This window comes from Streptomyces sp. DH10 (assembly GCF_029813805.1).
GTDB classification, from domain to species: Bacteria; Actinomycetota; Actinomycetes; order Streptomycetales; family Streptomycetaceae; genus Streptomyces; species Streptomyces coeruleofuscus.
In genome coordinates this window covers 39,775-55,260 of record NZ_JARVKU010000008.1, presented here as the reverse complement: position 1 = coordinate 55,260, position 15,486 = coordinate 39,775, and the positions used below count along the sequence as shown (strand labels likewise).

15 protein-coding genes and 3 tRNA genes are annotated in these 15,486 nt (G+C 70.4%); 10 read left to right on the top strand and 8 right to left on the bottom strand.

The window, feature by feature from the left end:
- Positions 1 to 171: 171 nt before the first annotated feature.
- Complete coding sequence (locus tag QC385_RS18385) at positions 172 to 1,647, top strand: N,N-dimethylformamidase beta subunit family domain-containing protein (protein WP_279542406.1); 1,476 nt, start codon at positions 172 to 174, stop codon at positions 1,645 to 1,647.
- A gap of 69 nt (positions 1,648 to 1,716) precedes the next feature.
- The gene (locus QC385_RS18380; protein ID WP_279542405.1) at positions 1,717 to 2,616 is read left to right on the top strand and encodes a phosphoribosylaminoimidazolesuccinocarboxamide synthase; all 900 of its coding nucleotides are present in this window, start codon (positions 1,717 to 1,719) and stop codon (positions 2,614 to 2,616) included.
- A 54-nt stretch (positions 2,617 to 2,670) separates the two neighbouring features.
- Here QC385_RS18380 and QC385_RS18375 read toward each other — a convergent pair.
- From QC385_RS18375 to QC385_RS18340, 8 genes are all read right to left on the bottom strand, one after another.
- Positions 2,671 to 2,746 (bottom strand) — tRNA-Gly (locus tag QC385_RS18375).
- 22 nt (positions 2,747 to 2,768) lie between these two features.
- Positions 2,769 to 3,389: a response regulator transcription factor gene (locus tag QC385_RS18370; protein WP_279542404.1), complete on the bottom strand. Its 621-nt coding sequence runs from the start codon at positions 3,387 to 3,389 to the stop codon at positions 2,769 to 2,771.
- Positions 3,386 to 4,672 (bottom strand): sensor histidine kinase, encoded by a 1,287-nt coding sequence (locus QC385_RS18365; protein ID WP_279542403.1) that lies wholly within the window; start codon positions 4,670 to 4,672, stop codon positions 3,386 to 3,388. Before QC385_RS18365 ends, QC385_RS18370 begins: the two co-directional genes overlap by 4 nt.
- 22 nt (positions 4,673 to 4,694) lie before the next feature.
- Positions 4,695 to 5,498, bottom strand: a complete 804-nt coding sequence (locus tag QC385_RS18360; protein WP_279542402.1) for an ABC transporter permease — start codon at positions 5,496 to 5,498, stop codon at positions 4,695 to 4,697.
- On the bottom strand, positions 5,495 to 6,466 hold the full coding sequence (locus QC385_RS18355) for an ABC transporter ATP-binding protein (RefSeq protein WP_279542401.1): 972 nt from the start codon (positions 6,464 to 6,466) through the stop codon (positions 5,495 to 5,497). The genes QC385_RS18360 and QC385_RS18355 overlap by 4 nt, the downstream gene beginning before the upstream one ends.
- Positions 6,467 to 6,610: 144 nt before the next feature.
- Positions 6,611 to 6,683: transfer RNA gene (locus QC385_RS18350), tRNA-Gly, on the bottom strand.
- Positions 6,684 to 6,765: 82 nt separating this feature from the next.
- Positions 6,766 to 6,837, bottom strand: a tRNA-Gly gene (locus QC385_RS18345).
- Between the two features lie 134 nt (positions 6,838 to 6,971).
- Positions 6,972 to 7,289, bottom strand: coding sequence for a histone-like nucleoid-structuring protein Lsr2 (locus tag QC385_RS18340; protein WP_086601717.1), 318 nt, complete (start codon positions 7,287 to 7,289; stop codon positions 6,972 to 6,974).
- 267 nt (positions 7,290 to 7,556) lie between these two features.
- On the opposite strand from QC385_RS18340, the gene purS reads away from it, so the two are divergent.
- From purS to purF, 8 genes are all read left to right on the top strand, one after another.
- The gene (purS, locus tag QC385_RS18335; RefSeq protein WP_030251612.1) at positions 7,557 to 7,820 is read left to right on the top strand and encodes a phosphoribosylformylglycinamidine synthase subunit PurS; all 264 of its coding nucleotides are present in this window, start codon (positions 7,557 to 7,559) and stop codon (positions 7,818 to 7,820) included.
- Positions 7,817 to 8,497, top strand: a complete 681-nt coding sequence (gene purQ / locus QC385_RS18330) for a phosphoribosylformylglycinamidine synthase subunit PurQ (protein ID WP_279542400.1) — start codon at positions 7,817 to 7,819, stop codon at positions 8,495 to 8,497. Before purS ends, purQ begins: the two co-directional genes overlap by 4 nt.
- On the top strand, positions 8,494 to 10,752 hold the full coding sequence (gene purL, locus QC385_RS18325) for a phosphoribosylformylglycinamidine synthase subunit PurL (protein WP_279542399.1): 2,259 nt from the start codon (positions 8,494 to 8,496) through the stop codon (positions 10,750 to 10,752). Before purQ ends, purL begins: the two co-directional genes overlap by 4 nt.
- Positions 10,753 to 10,867: 115 nt before the next feature.
- A complete protein-coding gene (locus QC385_RS18320) occupies positions 10,868 to 11,368 on the top strand; it encodes an ArsR/SmtB family transcription factor (RefSeq protein ID WP_279542398.1) in 501 nt (166 codons plus the stop codon).
- Positions 11,369 to 11,392: 24 nt separating this feature from the next.
- Complete coding sequence (locus QC385_RS18315; protein ID WP_279542397.1) at positions 11,393 to 12,226, top strand: M23 family metallopeptidase; 834 nt, start codon at positions 11,393 to 11,395, stop codon at positions 12,224 to 12,226.
- Between the two features lie 4 nt (positions 12,227 to 12,230).
- Entirely contained in the window at positions 12,231 to 13,028 is a 798-nt protein-coding gene (locus tag QC385_RS18310) for a maleylpyruvate isomerase family mycothiol-dependent enzyme (protein WP_279542396.1), read from the top strand.
- A gap of 68 nt (positions 13,029 to 13,096) precedes the next feature.
- Positions 13,097 to 13,867 carry an META domain-containing protein gene (locus tag QC385_RS18305; protein ID WP_279542395.1) on the top strand — a complete coding sequence of 257 codons (771 nt, stop codon included), beginning with the start codon at positions 13,097 to 13,099 and terminating at the stop codon, positions 13,865 to 13,867.
- Positions 13,868 to 13,933: 66 nt separating this feature from the next.
- Complete coding sequence (gene purF, locus QC385_RS18300; protein ID WP_150481785.1) at positions 13,934 to 15,463, top strand: amidophosphoribosyltransferase; 1,530 nt, start codon at positions 13,934 to 13,936, stop codon at positions 15,461 to 15,463.
- The last annotated feature ends 23 nt before the right edge of the window (positions 15,464 to 15,486 follow it).

Below are 15,486 nucleotides of genomic sequence, written 5' to 3'. Positions count from 1 at the left end.
CCGTTCGCGTGCATGGCAAGGGCTTGCGACATACGACAAACACATAAGCGTGACGCAACCGCACAGCCCCCAGAGCACGGCACAGGCCGCAGAACACCGCACAGACGCGGACGACACCGCACACACCACATCAACGCACCACCACGGGGGCGAAGGGGAGGGGAAGCAGCCATGGGTTCGGAGCAGATCCACCGCTGGGAGTCGGGAGCGCTGGCGCACGCCGTGACGGATCCCTTCGGGCTGGGCCCCGTTCCGTGGCTGCGCGGAAACGTGACGTACTTCGACGACACCGGCCAGGTCGTCCCCTGGTACGTGGACCAGGACCCGGCCCCCGCCGCGAAGAAGGGCAGCCGCTCCGGCGGCCCCCGCGCGGCCGACGACGTCCACCGCCAGATCAAGGGCTTCGCCTCCACCGGCGCGGTCGCGCCCGGCGATGCCATCGACTTCCACATCACCGTCGACCCGCCGCAGGAGTTCGGCGTCGACATCTACCGCATCGGCCACTACGGCGGTGACGGCGCCGCGAAGATCACCACGAGCCCGCGCCTGTCCGGCATCGTGCAGCCCCCGCCGCTCACGGCGGACCGTACGGTCTCCTGCCATCACTGGTGGCTGTCCTGGCGGCTCCAGGTCCCGTCGTACTGGAACATCGGGGCGTACGTCGCCGTCCTCACCACCGCCGGCGGCTACCGCTCCCACGTCCCCTTCACGGTCCGCCACGACCAGCCCGCCGACCTGCTCCTCGTCCTGCCCGACATCACCTGGCAGGCGTACAACCTCTACCCGGAGGACGGCCGCACCGGCGCCAGCCTCTACCACGCGTGGGACGAGAAGGGCCGTTTACTGGGCGAGGCCGAGGCGGCCACCACGGTCTCCTTCGACCGCCCGTACGCGGGCGCCGGCCTCCCCATGCACATCGGCCACGCCTACGACTTCATCCGCTGGGCCGAGCGCTATGGCTACGACGTCGCCTACGCCACCGCCGGCGACCTGCACGCGGGCCGCGTCGACCCCGTCCGCTACCGCGGCCTGGTCTTCCCGGGCCACGACGAGTACTGGTCGGCCCCGATGCGCGCTGCCGTGGAGCTCGCCCGCGACGCCGGCACCTCGCTCGTCTTCCTCTCCGCCAACTCCATGTACTGGCAGGTGGAACTCGGGCCCTCCCCGTCCGGCGTCCCCGACCGCCTGCTGACCTGCCGCAAGCGAAGGGGGCCGGGCAAGCCGGTGCTGTGGCGGGAGATCGACCGGGCGGAGCAGCAGCTCATCGGCATCCAGTACTCCGGCCCCGTACCCGAGCCGCATCCGCTGATCGTGCGCAACGCCGGCCACTGGCTGTGGGAGGCGACCGGGGCCCACGAGGGGGACGAGATCGAGGGCCTGGTGGCGGGCGAGGCCGACCGCTACTACCCGCGCACCCCGCTGCCCGAGCACGAGGAGCGCGTGCTGCTCGCCCATTCGCCGTACACGGACAAGGAGGGCACCGCCCGCCACCAGGAGACGTCCCTGTACCGCGCCCCCTCCGGCGCCTGGGTCTTCGCTTCCGGAACGTTCGCCTGGACCCCGGCCCTGGACCGCCCCGGCCACGTCGACGCCCGCGTCCAGCGGGCCACCGCAAACCTCCTGGACCGCATCTGCAAACGCGACTGACCCTCTGTCCGTGATCAGTGCCGCATACGGGAGAATCAACCCCATCAGACAGAACCACGGGGAGGAACCGTGTCCGGATTCGTCGAAAAGCCCGAGCCGATCCAGGTTCCGGGCCTGGTGCACCTGCACACCGGGAAGGTGCGCGAGCTGTACCAGAACGAGGCGGGCGACCTCGTGATGGTCGCCAGCGACCGCATCTCCGCATTCGACTGGGTGCTGCCGACCGAGATCCCCGACAAGGGCCGGGTCCTCACGCAGCTCTCCCTGTGGTGGTTCGACCAGCTCGCCGACCTGGTGCCCAACCACGTCCTGAGCACGGAACTGCCCGCGGGCGCCCCCGCCGACTGGGCGGGGCGCACGCTCGTGTGCAAGTCGCTCCAGATGGTGCCCGTGGAGTGCGTGGCCCGCGGCTATCTGACCGGCTCGGGCCTGGTCGAGTACAACGAGTCCCGCACGGTCTGCGGCCTCGCCCTCCCGGAGGGCCTGGTCGACGGCAGTGAACTGCCCGCCCCGATCTTCACCCCGGCCACCAAGGCCGCCGTAGGCGAGCACGACGAGAACGTCTCCTACGAGGAGGTCGCCCGCCAGGTCGGCGCCGACACCGCCGCCCGGCTGCGCCAGGCGACCCTCGCCGTCTACTCCCGGGGCCGGGACATCGCCCGCGAGCGGGGCATCATCCTCGCGGACACGAAGTTCGAGTTCGGCTTCGACGGCGACTCCCTGGTCCTCGCGGACGAGGTCCTCACCGCGGACTCCTCGCGTTTCTGGCCGGCCGACCAGTGGCAGCCGGGCCGCGCGCAGCCGTCGTACGACAAGCAGTACGTCCGCGACTGGCTGACCTCGGCGGAGTCCGGCTGGGACCGCAAGAGCGAGCAGCCGCCGCCCGCGCTGCCGCAGGAGGTCGTCGAGGCCACCCGCGCCAAGTACGTGGAGGCGTACGAGCGCCTGACCGGCATCAGCTGGACGTAGACCCGCAGGCAGGACACAGAGAAGCCCCCCGGCCGGAACCGGGGGGCTTCTCGCTGGAGCGAACGACGAGGTTCGAACTCGCGACCTCAACCTTGGCAAGGTTGCGCTCTACCAACTGAGCTACGTTCGCATGCGCCGTGGCGCGGGAACCACTATACCCAACCTCGCTCCCGTGCGAGTCGCACCGCGGCATGCCGGTTCTCCGCCCCGAGCTTCGACACGGCCGACGACAGGTAGTTCCGCACGGTCCCCTGCGAGAGCGCGGCCCGCTCCGCGATCTCCGCGACGGGCGCTCCGTCGGCGGCGAGTTCCAGCACCTCGGTCTCCCGGGCGGTCAGCGGCGAGTCCCCGGCGGCGATCGCGTCGGCGGCCAACTCCGGGTCGACATAACGGTTCCCGGCGTGCAGCGTGCGAATGAGCTCAGCGAGCCGCTGCGCACTCACGGTCTTCGGCACGAACCCCCGCACTCCGGCCTCCAGCGCCCGCTTCAGATGCCCGGGCCGCCCGTGGCTGGTGACGATGAGCACCTTGCAGCGGGGCAGCTCGGTGCGCAGGGATGTGGCGACCTTCACACCGTCGGCGCCGGGCATCTGGAGATCGAGTACGGCGACGTCGGGCTTGTGGGCCCGGGCCATCGCCAGCGCCTCCGGGCCGGTGGCCGCCTCGGCGACGACCATGAGGTCTTCCTCCAGCGACAGCAGCGCGGTGAGTGCCCCGCGGATCAGGTGCTCGTCGTCGGCGAGCAGCAGCCGCACGGGCCCTGCGCCCGTCATGGCGTGACCTCACTCATGGTTCGCACAACGGCGACGGACTCGGAACGGGCGGGCCCCGACGGCAGCGGGATCTCCGCCGTCAGCCGGAACAGCCCCTTGCCCGCGGGTCCGGCCTCCAGGGTCCCGTCGATCTCCGCCAGCCGCTCCCGCAGCCCGGCGAGCCCGGAGCCGGACGAGCCGGACGAGCCGGACGAGCCGGAGGACCCGCCTCCGGCCTCGGTGACCCCGTCGTTCTCCACGGACAACACCACGCGCCCCTCAGACATCCGCAGCCTCACCACACACCGCCGTGCGTCCCCGTGCCGCAGGACGTTCGTCGCGGCCTCCCGGACCACCCACCCCAGGGCGGACTGCACCGCGACCGGCAGCCCCGCCGCCGTCGCCCCGCTCACCGTGCAGTCGATACCGGCCGCGGTCAGCACGCCCTGCGCACCGGCGAGTTCCGAGGCGAGGTCGGCCTCCCGGTAGCCCCGGACGACCTCGCGGACCTCCCGCTGCGACTCCTGCGCGAGCCGCTGCACCTCGACCATCTGCGCCACGGCTTCCGGCCGGTCCCGCTGGGCGAGCTGCACGGCCAGTTCGCTCTTGAGCGCGATGACGGCGAGGTTGCGCCCCATGACGTCGTGCAGGTCCCGCCCGAACCTCAGCCGCTCCTCGGCGACGGCGAGCCGGGCCCGGGTCTCACGGGCCTCGTCGAGCTCGTAGACGATGTTGAGCAGCCACACCGAGACGACGGCCGTGAAGGCGAGGAGCCCGCCGCCGCAGAGCACCATCGTCGACGCGAAGAGCGATTCGCCCACCGGGGCACCCCGAGTGACCGCCACGACGAAAGAGCCCGCGGCGAAGGCTCCGGGGATCGCGAACACGCGTCGCCGCCCGCGTACGCCGAGCGCGATGATGCCGGTCCCGATGACGATGACGGCCCCGAACGTCCCGCCCGCAGCGGCGTCCACGCTCTCGCGGTCCGGTCCGCCGTCCGCGATCCCGATCGTGGAGAGGCCGACCGCGGAGGTGACGGCGGCCAGCGTCCACAACAGCCGGACGGGCTGGGGCCGCCTGCCGCGCGTCCAGTCCAGTGCCCGCGACACGGTGACGAAGCAGACCCCGACGTGCACAGCCACCGTCAGCAGCAGCACGGCCCCGGGCCACGCCCCCACCGGGACCGCCATGATCCCGATCGTTACGAACTCGACCACCGCGAAGGAGTAGAACGACCACCGGGTGTACGTCTCGACCTTCTCCGGCTTGCTCTGCCGCCGCCACCACCTGCCCGGCCCGCGCATCAGCCCGTCACTCCCCCTCCGGTCAACGCCGCGGTTCCCAGCGGAACCACCGTCGTACAGCAAACACGGCGATGACGATCCAGGCCACCGCCGTCGCGACGGCGCCCAGCGCCTCGTACGCCGACAGGTCGCCGGTCCAGCCGCCGCGCACCAGGGTGACGACCGGCGTCAGCGGCAGCAGTTCGCAGAAGGAGGCCAGCCGGTCCGGCAGCAGTTCCAGCGGGTAGACCATGCCGGAGCCCATCATCGAGACAAACATCAGGGGCATGGGCGTGACCTGGGCGCTCTCGCCGGTCCTGGTGAAGCTCGCGGTGGCGGCGGCCAGCGCGGCGCACATCACGAGCCCCAACAGCAGGCCGACGACGGCCAGATGGGGCGCGGACGGCGCGGACACATCCAGCAGGACCGAGCAGCCCGCCGCCAGCAGCAGGCACTGCACGAGCCCGGTGAGGACGGCCGGCAGCGCGGAACCGGCCAGGATCTCGACGTCGCGCAGTTCACCGGTGCGCAGCCGCTTGAGGACGAGTTCCTCACGCCGGACGACGAGGGCGCCGACGAGCACCGAGTAGACCGCGAACAGCAGGGAGAAGCCGAACGATGCGGGCAGGATCAGGGTGCCGGTGTCCAGACCGGCCTTGGCGAGGTCCATCTCCTTGGTCACCTGGGCCGTGCTGACCGGTAGCACCAGCGGCACGAACAGCGCGGCGACGAGCGCGCCCTTGGTGCGCCCGAGCAGGATCACCTCGGCACGGGCGAGAGCCGTCATCCGGCTCAGTGGAGTGGTCGTCGCCCGCGCCGGGCGGGTCGCCGCGTGGGTGGTGCTCATGCCGCGTACTCCTTCGTCGTCATCCCCATGGCCTGCTCCGCGGAGACGTTCTTGGCGATGCCGAGGAACGCCTCTTCCAGGGAGGCCGACCGCACGTCCAGGCGGCGCAGCTCCACCCGGGCCTGTGCGGCCCACGTCAGCAGCCCGGTGGCCGTCCGTTGCAGTTCATGGGTGCGGAGCCGGATGATCCGGCCGTCGGTCTCGTGCCCGGTCACGCCCAGCTCGCCGAGCGGCGGGAGATCGCCGGCGAAGTAGCCCTCGGGCAGCTCGAAGGAGATCCGCGACGGTTCGGCGGCGGTCACCTCGGCCGGGGTCCCGGTGGTGGCGATGCGGCCCTCGTGCATGATCGCCAGCCGGTCGGCGAGGTTCTCGGCCTCCTCCAGGTAGTGCGTGGTCAGCAGCACCGTCGTGCCGCCGTCGCGCAGCGCGCTCACCAACTCCCAGGTGTCGCGGCGGCCTTCGGCGTCAAGGCCGGTGGTCGGCTCGTCCAGGAAGAGCACCTCGGGGTCGCCGAGCAGCGCGAGCGCCAGGTCCAGCCGGCGCCGCTGGCCACCGGACAACTGCTTGACCCGGATGCCGGCCTTCGACTCCAGCCCGACCAGCGCCAGGACCTCCGCCGGCGGCCGGGCCCCGCTCACACACCCCGCCCACATCCGCGCGGTCTCCGCGACGGTCAACTCGGACGGGAAGCCGCCTTCCTGGAGCATCACGCCGGTGCGGGGCCGCACGAGGGCGCGGTCGGTGTACGGGTCGTGCCCGAGGACCCGCACCCGGCCGTCCGCCGGTGCCGCGAGTCCCTCCAGCACTTCCACGGTCGACGTCTTGCCCGCGCCGTTGGTGCCCAGCAGGGCGAAGATCTCCCCGCGCCGTACGGAAAAGCTGATTCCGCTTACCGCCTCGAACCCGCCCCCGTACACACGCCGCAGGTCAGTGACCTCAATCACGTGTTCGTGTCCGTTGTTCTCCATGCCTTCAGCGTCCCGGCCGTGCGGCTCCAAGAGCAGTGCGCGCTGTCATCACTTGGCATGACAAATGTCAGAAGCAAGGATCAGCGACGAGGAACGGAAACACGAAGAAGACCCCGGTCCATCAGGACCGGGGTCTCATTCCCGAGCGGACGACGAGGCTCGAACTCGCGACCTCAACCTTGGCAAGGTTGCGCTCTACCAACTGAGCTACGTCCGCATTCGCCCCCGACCGGCTCTCACCGATCGGTGCGGGCACCAGCCTACCTGATCCACAAGAGTGGTCGGTACTGGCGATGCAGAGCGGGTGACAGGAATCGCACACTGCGCCTTCCCCCTGGAAGGGGGATGTTCTACTACTGAACTACACCCGCATGTTTCCGTGAGCTGGGCCTTTCGGCCTCGCCCCTCGGCGTGCTCCAGACTCTAGCTGATCAGCCGGGGTGCTGCGCAAGTCGGTTGCCGCGAGGGGCGGGTGACCGGTCGTCCGCCCGGCCTCACCGGGCCGTCACTGCGCGGCGGTGAACGCCTCGTAGACCCTCTTGGGGATGCGCCCGCGCGCGGGGACCTCCATCTTGTGGGCCTGGGCCCAGGCCCGCACGGCCGACGGGTCGGGGGCGACCTCCGTCTGCCGGTACGCCCGGCCCGAGCGGGACCGCTTGCGGCCGGCCTCCACGTAGGGCGCGAGCGCCTTCCGCAGTTCACCGGCATTGACTTCGTTCAAGTCGATCTCGTACGACTTGCCGTCCAGTCCGAAGGCGATCGTTTCCGCCGCTTCCGAGCCGTCGATGTCGTCAAAGAGAGTGACCACGACCTTCTGCGCCACGAATATCGGTCCCTTCCTGCGGCACTTGCCAATTCATTTCTACAGTGCCTGACAATGCAATGTGAAACCCGACTAAATCTGTCCGCGTGTCCGAACGCAATAGGTTTCGGGTGTCGACCCGGAATCTTTCCCGGAAATTTTCGTGTGCGGGTGGGTCGATGCAGGATCGTGATGACCGTCACGTAGATTCCTACAAGTCGACGCGCGTAGAAATTTTGTGCGGGTAGTCTGAAGGAACCTGCTCAGCACCACACACCGGGAGTGCCAGTGGCACGCGTCGTAGTCGACGTCATGCTCAAGCCGGAGATCCTCGACCCCCAGGGCCAGGCGGTGCAGCGCGCACTGCCGCGGCTTGGTTTCGACGGGATCTCGGACGTCCGCCAGGGAAAGCGTTTCGAACTGGAAGTTGACGGGCCGGTCGACGAGGCCGCCCTCGCCCGCATTCACGATCTTGCGGAGTCGTTCCTCGCGAACACCGTGATCGAGGACTTCACGGTCCGGGTCGAGGAAGTCGCGGAGGCCGTGAAGTGACCGCTCGTATTGGCGTCGTCACTTTCCCCGGCAGTCTGGACGACCGGGACACCCAGCGCGCGATCCGTCTGGCGGGCGCCGAGCCGGTCGCCCTGTGGCACAAGGACAAGGACCTCAAGCAGGTCGACGCCGTGGTGCTGTGCGGTGGTTTCTCCTATGGTGACTATCTGCGCGCCGGGGCCATCGCCCGTTTCTCGCCGGTCATGGAGCCGCTGATCGAGCAGGCGAAGGCCGGCCTCCCGGTCCTCGGCATCTGCAACGGCTTCCAGATCCTCACCGAGGCCCATCTGCTGCCCGGCACGATGCTGCGCAACAACCACCTGCACTTCATCTGCCGTGACCAGAAGCTGCGCGTGGAGAACGCCGAGACGGCCTGGACCAGCGACTACACCGCCGGCCAGGAGATCCACATCCCGCTGAAGAACATCGACGGGCAGTACGTCGCCGACCAGCACACGCTGGACGCGCTGGAGTCCGAGGGCCGGGTCGCCTTCCGGTACCTGGACGTCAACCCCAACGGCTCGAACAACGACATCGCGGGTGTCGCCAACGAGGCCGGCAACGTCGTGGGCCTGATGCCGCACCCCGAGCACGCCGTCGAGCCGCTGATCGGTACCGGTCGTACCGACGGTCTTCCGTTCTTCACCTCGATCCTCAAGAAGCTGGTCAACGCATGAGCCGGACGCCTCTGGACACGGTCGAGCACGCGGCCGCGACCCCCGACGTCGAGCTGCCCTGGGCCGAACTGGGCCTGAAGAAGGACGAGTACGAGCGCGTGGTCGAGATCCTCGGCCGCCGGCCCACCGGTGCCGAGCTCGCCATGTACTCGGTGATGTGGTCGGAGCACTGCTCGTACAAGAGCAGCAAGGTGCACCTGCGCCAGTTCGGCGAGAAGGCACCCGAGAACGACGCCATGCTCGTCGGCATCGGCGAGAACGCCGGTGTGGTGGACGTCGGCCAGGGTTACGCGGTCACGTTCAAGGTCGAGTCGCACAACCACCCGTCGTACGTCGAGCCCTACCAGGGCGCGGCCACCGGTGTCGGCGGCATCGTCCGCGACATCATCGCCATGGGCGCCCGGCCGGTCGCGGTCGTCGACCCGCTGCGTTTCGGCGCCGCCGACCACCCCGACACCAAGCGCGTGCTGCCGGGTGTCGTCGCGGGCATCGGCGGCTACGGCAACTGCCTGGGCCTGCCCAACATCGGCGGCGAGGTCGTCTTCGACTCCTGCTACCAGGGCAACCCGCTGGTCAACGCCGGGTGTATCGGCGTGATGCGGCACGAGGACATCCACCTCGCGAAGGCGTCCGGCGCGGGCAACAAGGTCATCCTGTACGGGGCCCGGACCGGCGGCGACGGCATCGGCGGCGCGTCGATCCTGGCCTCCGAGACCTTCGACGACGCCAAGCCCTCGAAGCGCCCGGCCGTCCAGGTCGGCGACCCCTTCCAGGAGAAGCTCCTCATCGAGTGCACCCTGGAGGCCTTCCGGGAGAAGCTCGTCGTCGGCATCCAGGACCTGGGCGCGGCCGGCCTGTCCTGCGCCACCTCCGAGCTCGCCTCGAACGGCTCCGGCGGCATGCGCGTGACGCTGGACGACGTCCCCCTGCGCGACTCCACGCTCTCGCCCGAGGAGATCCTCATGAGCGAGTCGCAGGAGCGCATGTGCGCGGTCGTCGAGCCGGAGAAGGTCGACCGCTTCCTGGAGATCTGCGAGAAGTGGGACGTCATCGCCACCGTCATCGGTGAGGTGACCGACGGCGACCGCCTGGAGATCTACTGGCACGGCGGCAAGATCGTCGACGTCGACCCGCGCACGGTCGCGCACGAGGGCCCCGTCTACGAGCGCCCGTACGCCCGCCCGTCCTGGCAGGACGCCCTCCAGGCGGACGACGCGAACAAGCTGCCGCGGCCGGCGACGAGCGAGGAGCTGAAGGACCAGGTCCTGAAGCTGGTCGGTTCCCCGAACCAGGCCTCCAAGTCCTGGATCACCTCGCAGTACGACCACTTCGTGCAGGGCAACACGGTCCTCGCCCAGCCCGAGGACTCCGGCATGATCCGGATCGACGAGGAGACCGGCCTCGGCGTGGCCCTGGCCACGGACGGCAACGGCCGGTACGCCAAGCTCGACCCGTACACGGGCGCGCAGCTGGCCCTCGCCGAGGCCTACCGCAACGTCGCCACCACCGGCGCCAAGCCGCTGGCCGTCTCCGACTGCCTGAACTTCGGCTCGCCCGAGGACCCGGCGGTGATGTGGCAGTTCGCGGAGGCCGTGCGCGGTCTGGCCGACGCCTGCCAGCAGCTCGGTACGCCGGTCACCGGCGGCAACGTGTCCCTCTACAACCAGACGGGCGAGGCGGCCATCCACCCGACCCCGGTCGTCGCGGTCCTGGGCGTCATCGACGACGTCGCCCGCCGCACGCCGGTCGCCTTCCAGGAGGAGGGCCAGCTGCTGTACCTCCTCGGCGACACGCGTGAGGAGTTCGGCGGCTCGGCCTGGTCGCAGGTCGTCCACGACCACCTCGGCGGCCTCCCCCCGAAGGTCGACCTGGAGCGCGAGCGCCTGCTCGCCGAGATCCTGATCGCCGCCTCCCGCGACGGCATGATCGACTCCGCGCACGACCTGTCCGACGGCGGTCTGATCCAGGCGGTCGTCGAATCGGCACTGCTCGGCGGCAAGGGTGCCCGCCTGATCGTCCCGGACGGTCTGGACGCCTTCACCTTCCTCTTCTCGGAGTCGGCGGGCCGCGCGGTCGTGGCCGTGCCGCGCTCGGAGGAGGTCCGCTTCAACGACATGTGCGGCGCGCGGGGCCTGCCGGCCACCCGCATCGGTGTCGTGGACGGCGACTCGGTGGACGTCCAGGGCGAGTTCACCCTCTCCCTGACCGAGCTGCGCGAGACCCACGAGGGAACGATCCCCGCACTGCTGGCGTAAGCAAGCGTTCCGAAGCCCCCGTTCCGGTCCGCCGGTCGGGGGCTTCGGCGCGTTCGGACCCGTGGGTGTGGACCGCCCCTTGCACGTGATTACGTAGTTCCGTAATATCGGAGGAGTGGAACTCGAACGACGCATCGCCGACCTGGAGCGCCGTCTCGCGGCACTGGAAGGCGCCCAGCGCTCCGGACCCCGACTCGACGGGGGAGACTTCTGGGCCCTGAACGGGCTGAAGGAGCAACTGTCCGAGCTGGGGGCCGCTGACGGAGGCGTCCTCTACACCGGCTCCGTACGGTTGCCGACGGGCGAGGAGTACGCCTGGCAGATGGGCGCCCTGACGGAGGACCTGCTGGAGGGCGACTGGACGGCGGCCGCCGAGTCGTTCGCGGCGCTCGGCCACCCGGTCCGGCTCCGATTGCTGCGGGAGATCCTCGGCGGCCGGCGCACCGCAGCCCAACTCGCCGAGCTGGACGAGGTCGGCACGACCGGCCAGGTCTACCACCACCTGCGCCAGCTCACCGGCACGGGCTGGCTGCACACGACCGGCCGGGGCCACCACGAGGTGCCGCCGGGGCGGATCGTCCCGCTGCTCGTGGCGCTGGCGACCTCACGTCCGTAGAAGCGACCGAAACCGGGGGACAGGATGTCTGCGCGCAAGCTTGGAATGGTGACCTTCCGGGGACTCCAGCTGGCCTTCATAGGCCTTGTGGTCGCCCACATCTGCTTCCGCTGGGACTACTCGGCGTGGTGGGACTTCCTGCCCTTGGTCCTCGCGTACGTCGTCGTGACCGTCACCAACCGCGTGGGCGGCGCCCCGGACAGCCCCCGTGCCGCCCGGGAGCCCGTCGCGGTCGCCCCGCCGGTGACCGGCCGCTGGTCCGCGCTGAACAGCCCGGCCGACCGCACCCCGAGCCACGGCATCCACGCCCACGGGCAGACGTACGCCATCGACATCCTCGCCGAGCCCGAGCCGGGTTCCCGTCCCGCCTTCCGCTGGCTGTGGCCCCTCGTACGACGCCCCCAGGACTTCCCGGCCTACGGCGCACCGATCCTCGCGGTCGCCGACGCCACAGTCCTGCGGGCCGTCGACGGGCAGCGCGACCACCTCAGCCGCAACTCGCTGCCGGGGCTGCTGTACCTGATGCTCATCGAGGGCTCGGTGCGCGAACTGTCCGGCACGCACCGCATCCTCGGCAACCACGTCGTCCTCGACCTCGGCAACGGCACCCACGCTGCCTACGCCCACCTCCAGCGCGGCTCCCTCACCGTCCGCGAGGGCGACCGTGTGCACGCCGGGCAGCCGATCGCCCGCTGCGGCAACTCCGGCAACTCCTCCGAGCCCCACCTCCACTTCCAGCTGATGGACGGCCCCGACCCGGACGCGGCCCGGGGCGTCCCCTTCACCTGGCAGGGCATCGGCGTCCCCCGCAACGGCGAGACCTTCGAGGCCCCCTCCGCGACCGCCGCCCTAGGCTGACCTCATGCCCCCGGCCAAGAAGCGCGCCCGCAGCTACGACCCCGCCAAGATCCGCACCGCGGTGCTCACTCAGTTCGGGAACGTCCGCGAGGCGGTACGCACCCTCACCCCCGACCAGCTCGCGCTGCCCACCCGGCTGGGGGACTGGACGGTACGGGAGCTCGCCGCGCACGTGACCATGGCCGTGGAGACCGTCAGCCGCAACCTGGAGCGCGAGGAGCCGGCGAAACCGGAGCTCGCCCTCCTCGACTGGCCCTTCGCCACCGCCGCCCGCGCCGGCGACATCGCCGACGGCACCCGCGACCTGGCCGCCGCCACCCCAGACCTCGACGCCCTCTACACCCGCACCGAGGAGCGCCTCAGGCGGAACCTGGCGGACACGCCCGGCGACCGCGTCCTCGCCGCCCGCACCGGCGCCATCACCCTCGCCGACTACCTGGTCACCCGCACCGTCGAACTCGTCGTCCACACCGACGACCTCAACGCCGCCGTCCCCGGCCTGGACATCCCCTGCGACCGCCAGGCCCTCGCCGCCTGCACCCGGCTGCTCGCCGACGCGCTGGCCGCCAAGGCACCCGGCGGCTCGACGGAGGTACGGGTTCCGCCGTTCGCGGTCGTGCAGTGCGTTGAGGGCCCGAGGCACACCCGGGGCACCCCGCCCAACGTCGTCGAAACGGACCCGCTGACCTGGATCCGGCTGGCGACCGGGCGGCTGGCCTGGGCGCAGGGGCTCCAGGACGCCCGTGTGAGCGCCAGTGGAGAGCGGGCGGATCTCTCCGCCCACCTGCCGTTGATGGGGTAAGCGGAGGCAAAGGAAGGAACCGGCGGCGTAAGGGGAACCGATCCCCCCGGGTCCCCCGTCGAAGTGGCATGGACAGGCAGAAGCAGCGCATGACCCTGACGGCCGCCGCCATGCTCGTCCCGCTCATGGCGGCCTGCGGCAACGAGAAGGCGGACAGCGGCAGCGGTTCGGTCCGTGCCGAGAAGCCGGTGACGGGCGTGCGGTGGAGCGTGGACAGCGTCACCGCGGACGGCAGGACCCACAAGGCCCCGAGCGGCGCCCACGTGACCATCGACAAGGGCCGGGCCGAGGGCAGCTTCGGCTGCAACAAGTTCGGTGCCGAGGCCGCCGTCGACGGCGACCGCATCCGGCTCAGCCAGACCATGTCCACGGAGATGGCCTGCGAGAACAAGCCCATGGAGTTCGAGGAGACGCTCGCCCGCACACTCTCCGACCGGGAGTTCAAGGCCCGGGTGGACGGCGACCGCCTCACCCTCACCACCGGCCAGGGGGACACCGTCCGCCTGACCAAGGCCGAGGACGCCCCGCTCAGCGGCACCAAGTGGACCGTCACGACCCCTCGGACCGACGGCCGCGCCCACCTCACCTTCGACGAGAAGAAGGGCACCGTCTCCGGCAGCCTCGGCTGCAACAAGGTGAACGCCGAGGCCACCGTCCGCGACGGCGATATCACCCTCGGCCGCCCCTCCACGACCCGAATGATGTGCGAAGACTCACTCATGTCCGACGAGAAGACCCTGCTGCGACTTTTCGACGGGAAGCTCAAGTACGGAGTGGATCACCAGACTCTGACGCTGACCAGCGAAAACGGCACGAGTGTGCGAGCCGTCGCCGAGTAGTGATCCGCTGAAAAGTCCGGTATCCCCAATTCGGACCACTGGACGACCTCGCCTACACTCGGTTGCGTGCCACGTGGTGACGGACGACTCAACCACGACCTGCTCCCCGGTGAGAAGGGCCCCCAGGACGCTTGCGGCGTCTTCGGTGTCTGGGCTCCGGGCGAAGAGGTCGCCAAGCTCACGTACTTCGGGCTCTACGCCCTCCAGCATCGAGGCCAGGAATCCGCGGGAATCGCGGTCAGCAACGGCTCACAGATCCTCGTCTTCAAGGACATGGGCCTGGTTTCCCAGGTCTTCGACGAGACCTCACTCGGTTCGCTCCAGGGTCACATCGCGGTCGGTCACGCCCGCTACTCGACCACCGGCGCCTCCGTGTGGGAGAACGCCCAGCCGACGTTCCGCGCGACCGCGCACGGTTCCATCGCGCTCGGCCACAACGGCAACCTCGTCAACACCGCCCAGCTCGCCGAGATGGTCGCCGACCTGCCCAAGCAGGAGGGCGGCCGCACGCCGCGCGTGGCGGCCACCAACGACACCGACCTGCTCACCGCGCTCCTCGCGGCCCAGGTCGACGAGGACGGCAAGCCGCTGACCATCGAGGAAGCGGCCGGCCAGGTCCTTCCGCAGGTGCGCGGCGCCTTCAGCCTCGTCTTCATGGACGAGAACACCCTCTACGCGGCCCGTGACCCGCAGGGCATCCGCCCCCTGGTCCTCGGCCGTCTCGAGCGCGGCTGGGTCGTGGCCTCCGAGTCCGCCGCCCTCGACATCTGCGGCGCCTCCTATGTCCGCGAGATCGAGCCGGGCGAGTTCGTCGCCATCGACGAGAACGGCCTGCGCACGTCCCGATTCGCGGAAGCGAAGCCCAAGGGCTGTGTCTTCGAGTACGTGTACCTGGCCCGCCCGGACACCGACATCGCCGGCCGGAACGTCTACCTCTCCCGCGTGGAGATGGGCCGCAAGCTCGCGAAGGAAGCCCCGGTCGAGGCCGACCTGGTGATAGCGACCCCGGAGTCCGGCACCCCGGCGGCCATCGGTTACGCCGAGGCCTCGGGCATCCCCTTCGGCGCCGGCCTGGTGAAGAACGCCTACGTCGGCCGTACGTTCATCCAGCCCTCGCAGACCATCCGCCAGCTGGGCATCCGCCTGAAGCTGAACCCGCTGAAGGAAGTCATCAAGGGCAAGCGCCTGGTCGTCGTCGACGACTCGATCGTGCGCGGCAACACCCAGCGGGCCCTGGTCCGCATGCTCCGCGAGGCGGGCGCCGCCGAGGTCCACATCCGGATCTCCTCGCCGCCCGTGAAGTGGCCCTGCTTCTTCGGCATCGACTTCGCCACCCGCGCCGAGCTCATCGCCAACGGCATGACCATCGACGAGATCGGCACCTCCCTGGGCGCCGACTCCCTGGCCTACATCTCCATCGACGGCATGATCGAGGCGACCACCATCGCCAAGCCGAACCTGTGCCGCGCCTGCTTCGACGGCGAGTACCCGATGGAGCTCCCCGACCCCGAGCTGCTCGGCAAGCAGCTCCTGGAGACGGAGCTGGCCGCCGGCCCGGCCGCCACGGCCGCCGCCGACGCGATCCGCCGCCCGTAGGCAGCCCGCAATACCTGCTGTAC

What these genes read in the sequence shown, in the direction of transcription:
- QC385_RS18385 (WP_279542406.1), top strand. Translation starts at nt 172, where the DNA reads ATGGGTTCGGAGCAGATCCACCGCTGGGAGTCGGGAGCGCTGGCGCAC.
- QC385_RS18370 (WP_279542404.1), bottom strand. Translation starts at nt 3,389, where the DNA reads ATGACGGGCGCAGGGCCCGTGCGGCTGCTGCTCGCCGACGACGAGCAC.
- QC385_RS18365 (WP_279542403.1), bottom strand. Translation starts at nt 4,672, where the DNA reads ATGCGCGGGCCGGGCAGGTGGTGGCGGCGGCAGAGCAAGCCGGAGAAG.
- QC385_RS18360 (WP_279542402.1), bottom strand. Translation starts at nt 5,498, where the DNA reads ATGAGCACCACCCACGCGGCGACCCGCCCGGCGCGGGCGACGACCACT.
- QC385_RS18355 (WP_279542401.1), bottom strand. Translation starts at nt 6,466, where the DNA reads ATGGAGAACAACGGACACGAACACGTGATTGAGGTCACTGACCTGCGG.
- purL (WP_279542399.1), top strand. Translation starts at nt 8,494, where the DNA reads ATGAGCCGGACGCCTCTGGACACGGTCGAGCACGCGGCCGCGACCCCC.
- QC385_RS18315 (WP_279542397.1), top strand. Translation starts at nt 11,393, where the DNA reads ATGTCTGCGCGCAAGCTTGGAATGGTGACCTTCCGGGGACTCCAGCTG.
- QC385_RS18310 (WP_279542396.1), top strand. Translation starts at nt 12,231, where the DNA reads ATGCCCCCGGCCAAGAAGCGCGCCCGCAGCTACGACCCCGCCAAGATC.
- QC385_RS18305 (WP_279542395.1), top strand. Translation starts at nt 13,097, where the DNA reads ATGGACAGGCAGAAGCAGCGCATGACCCTGACGGCCGCCGCCATGCTC.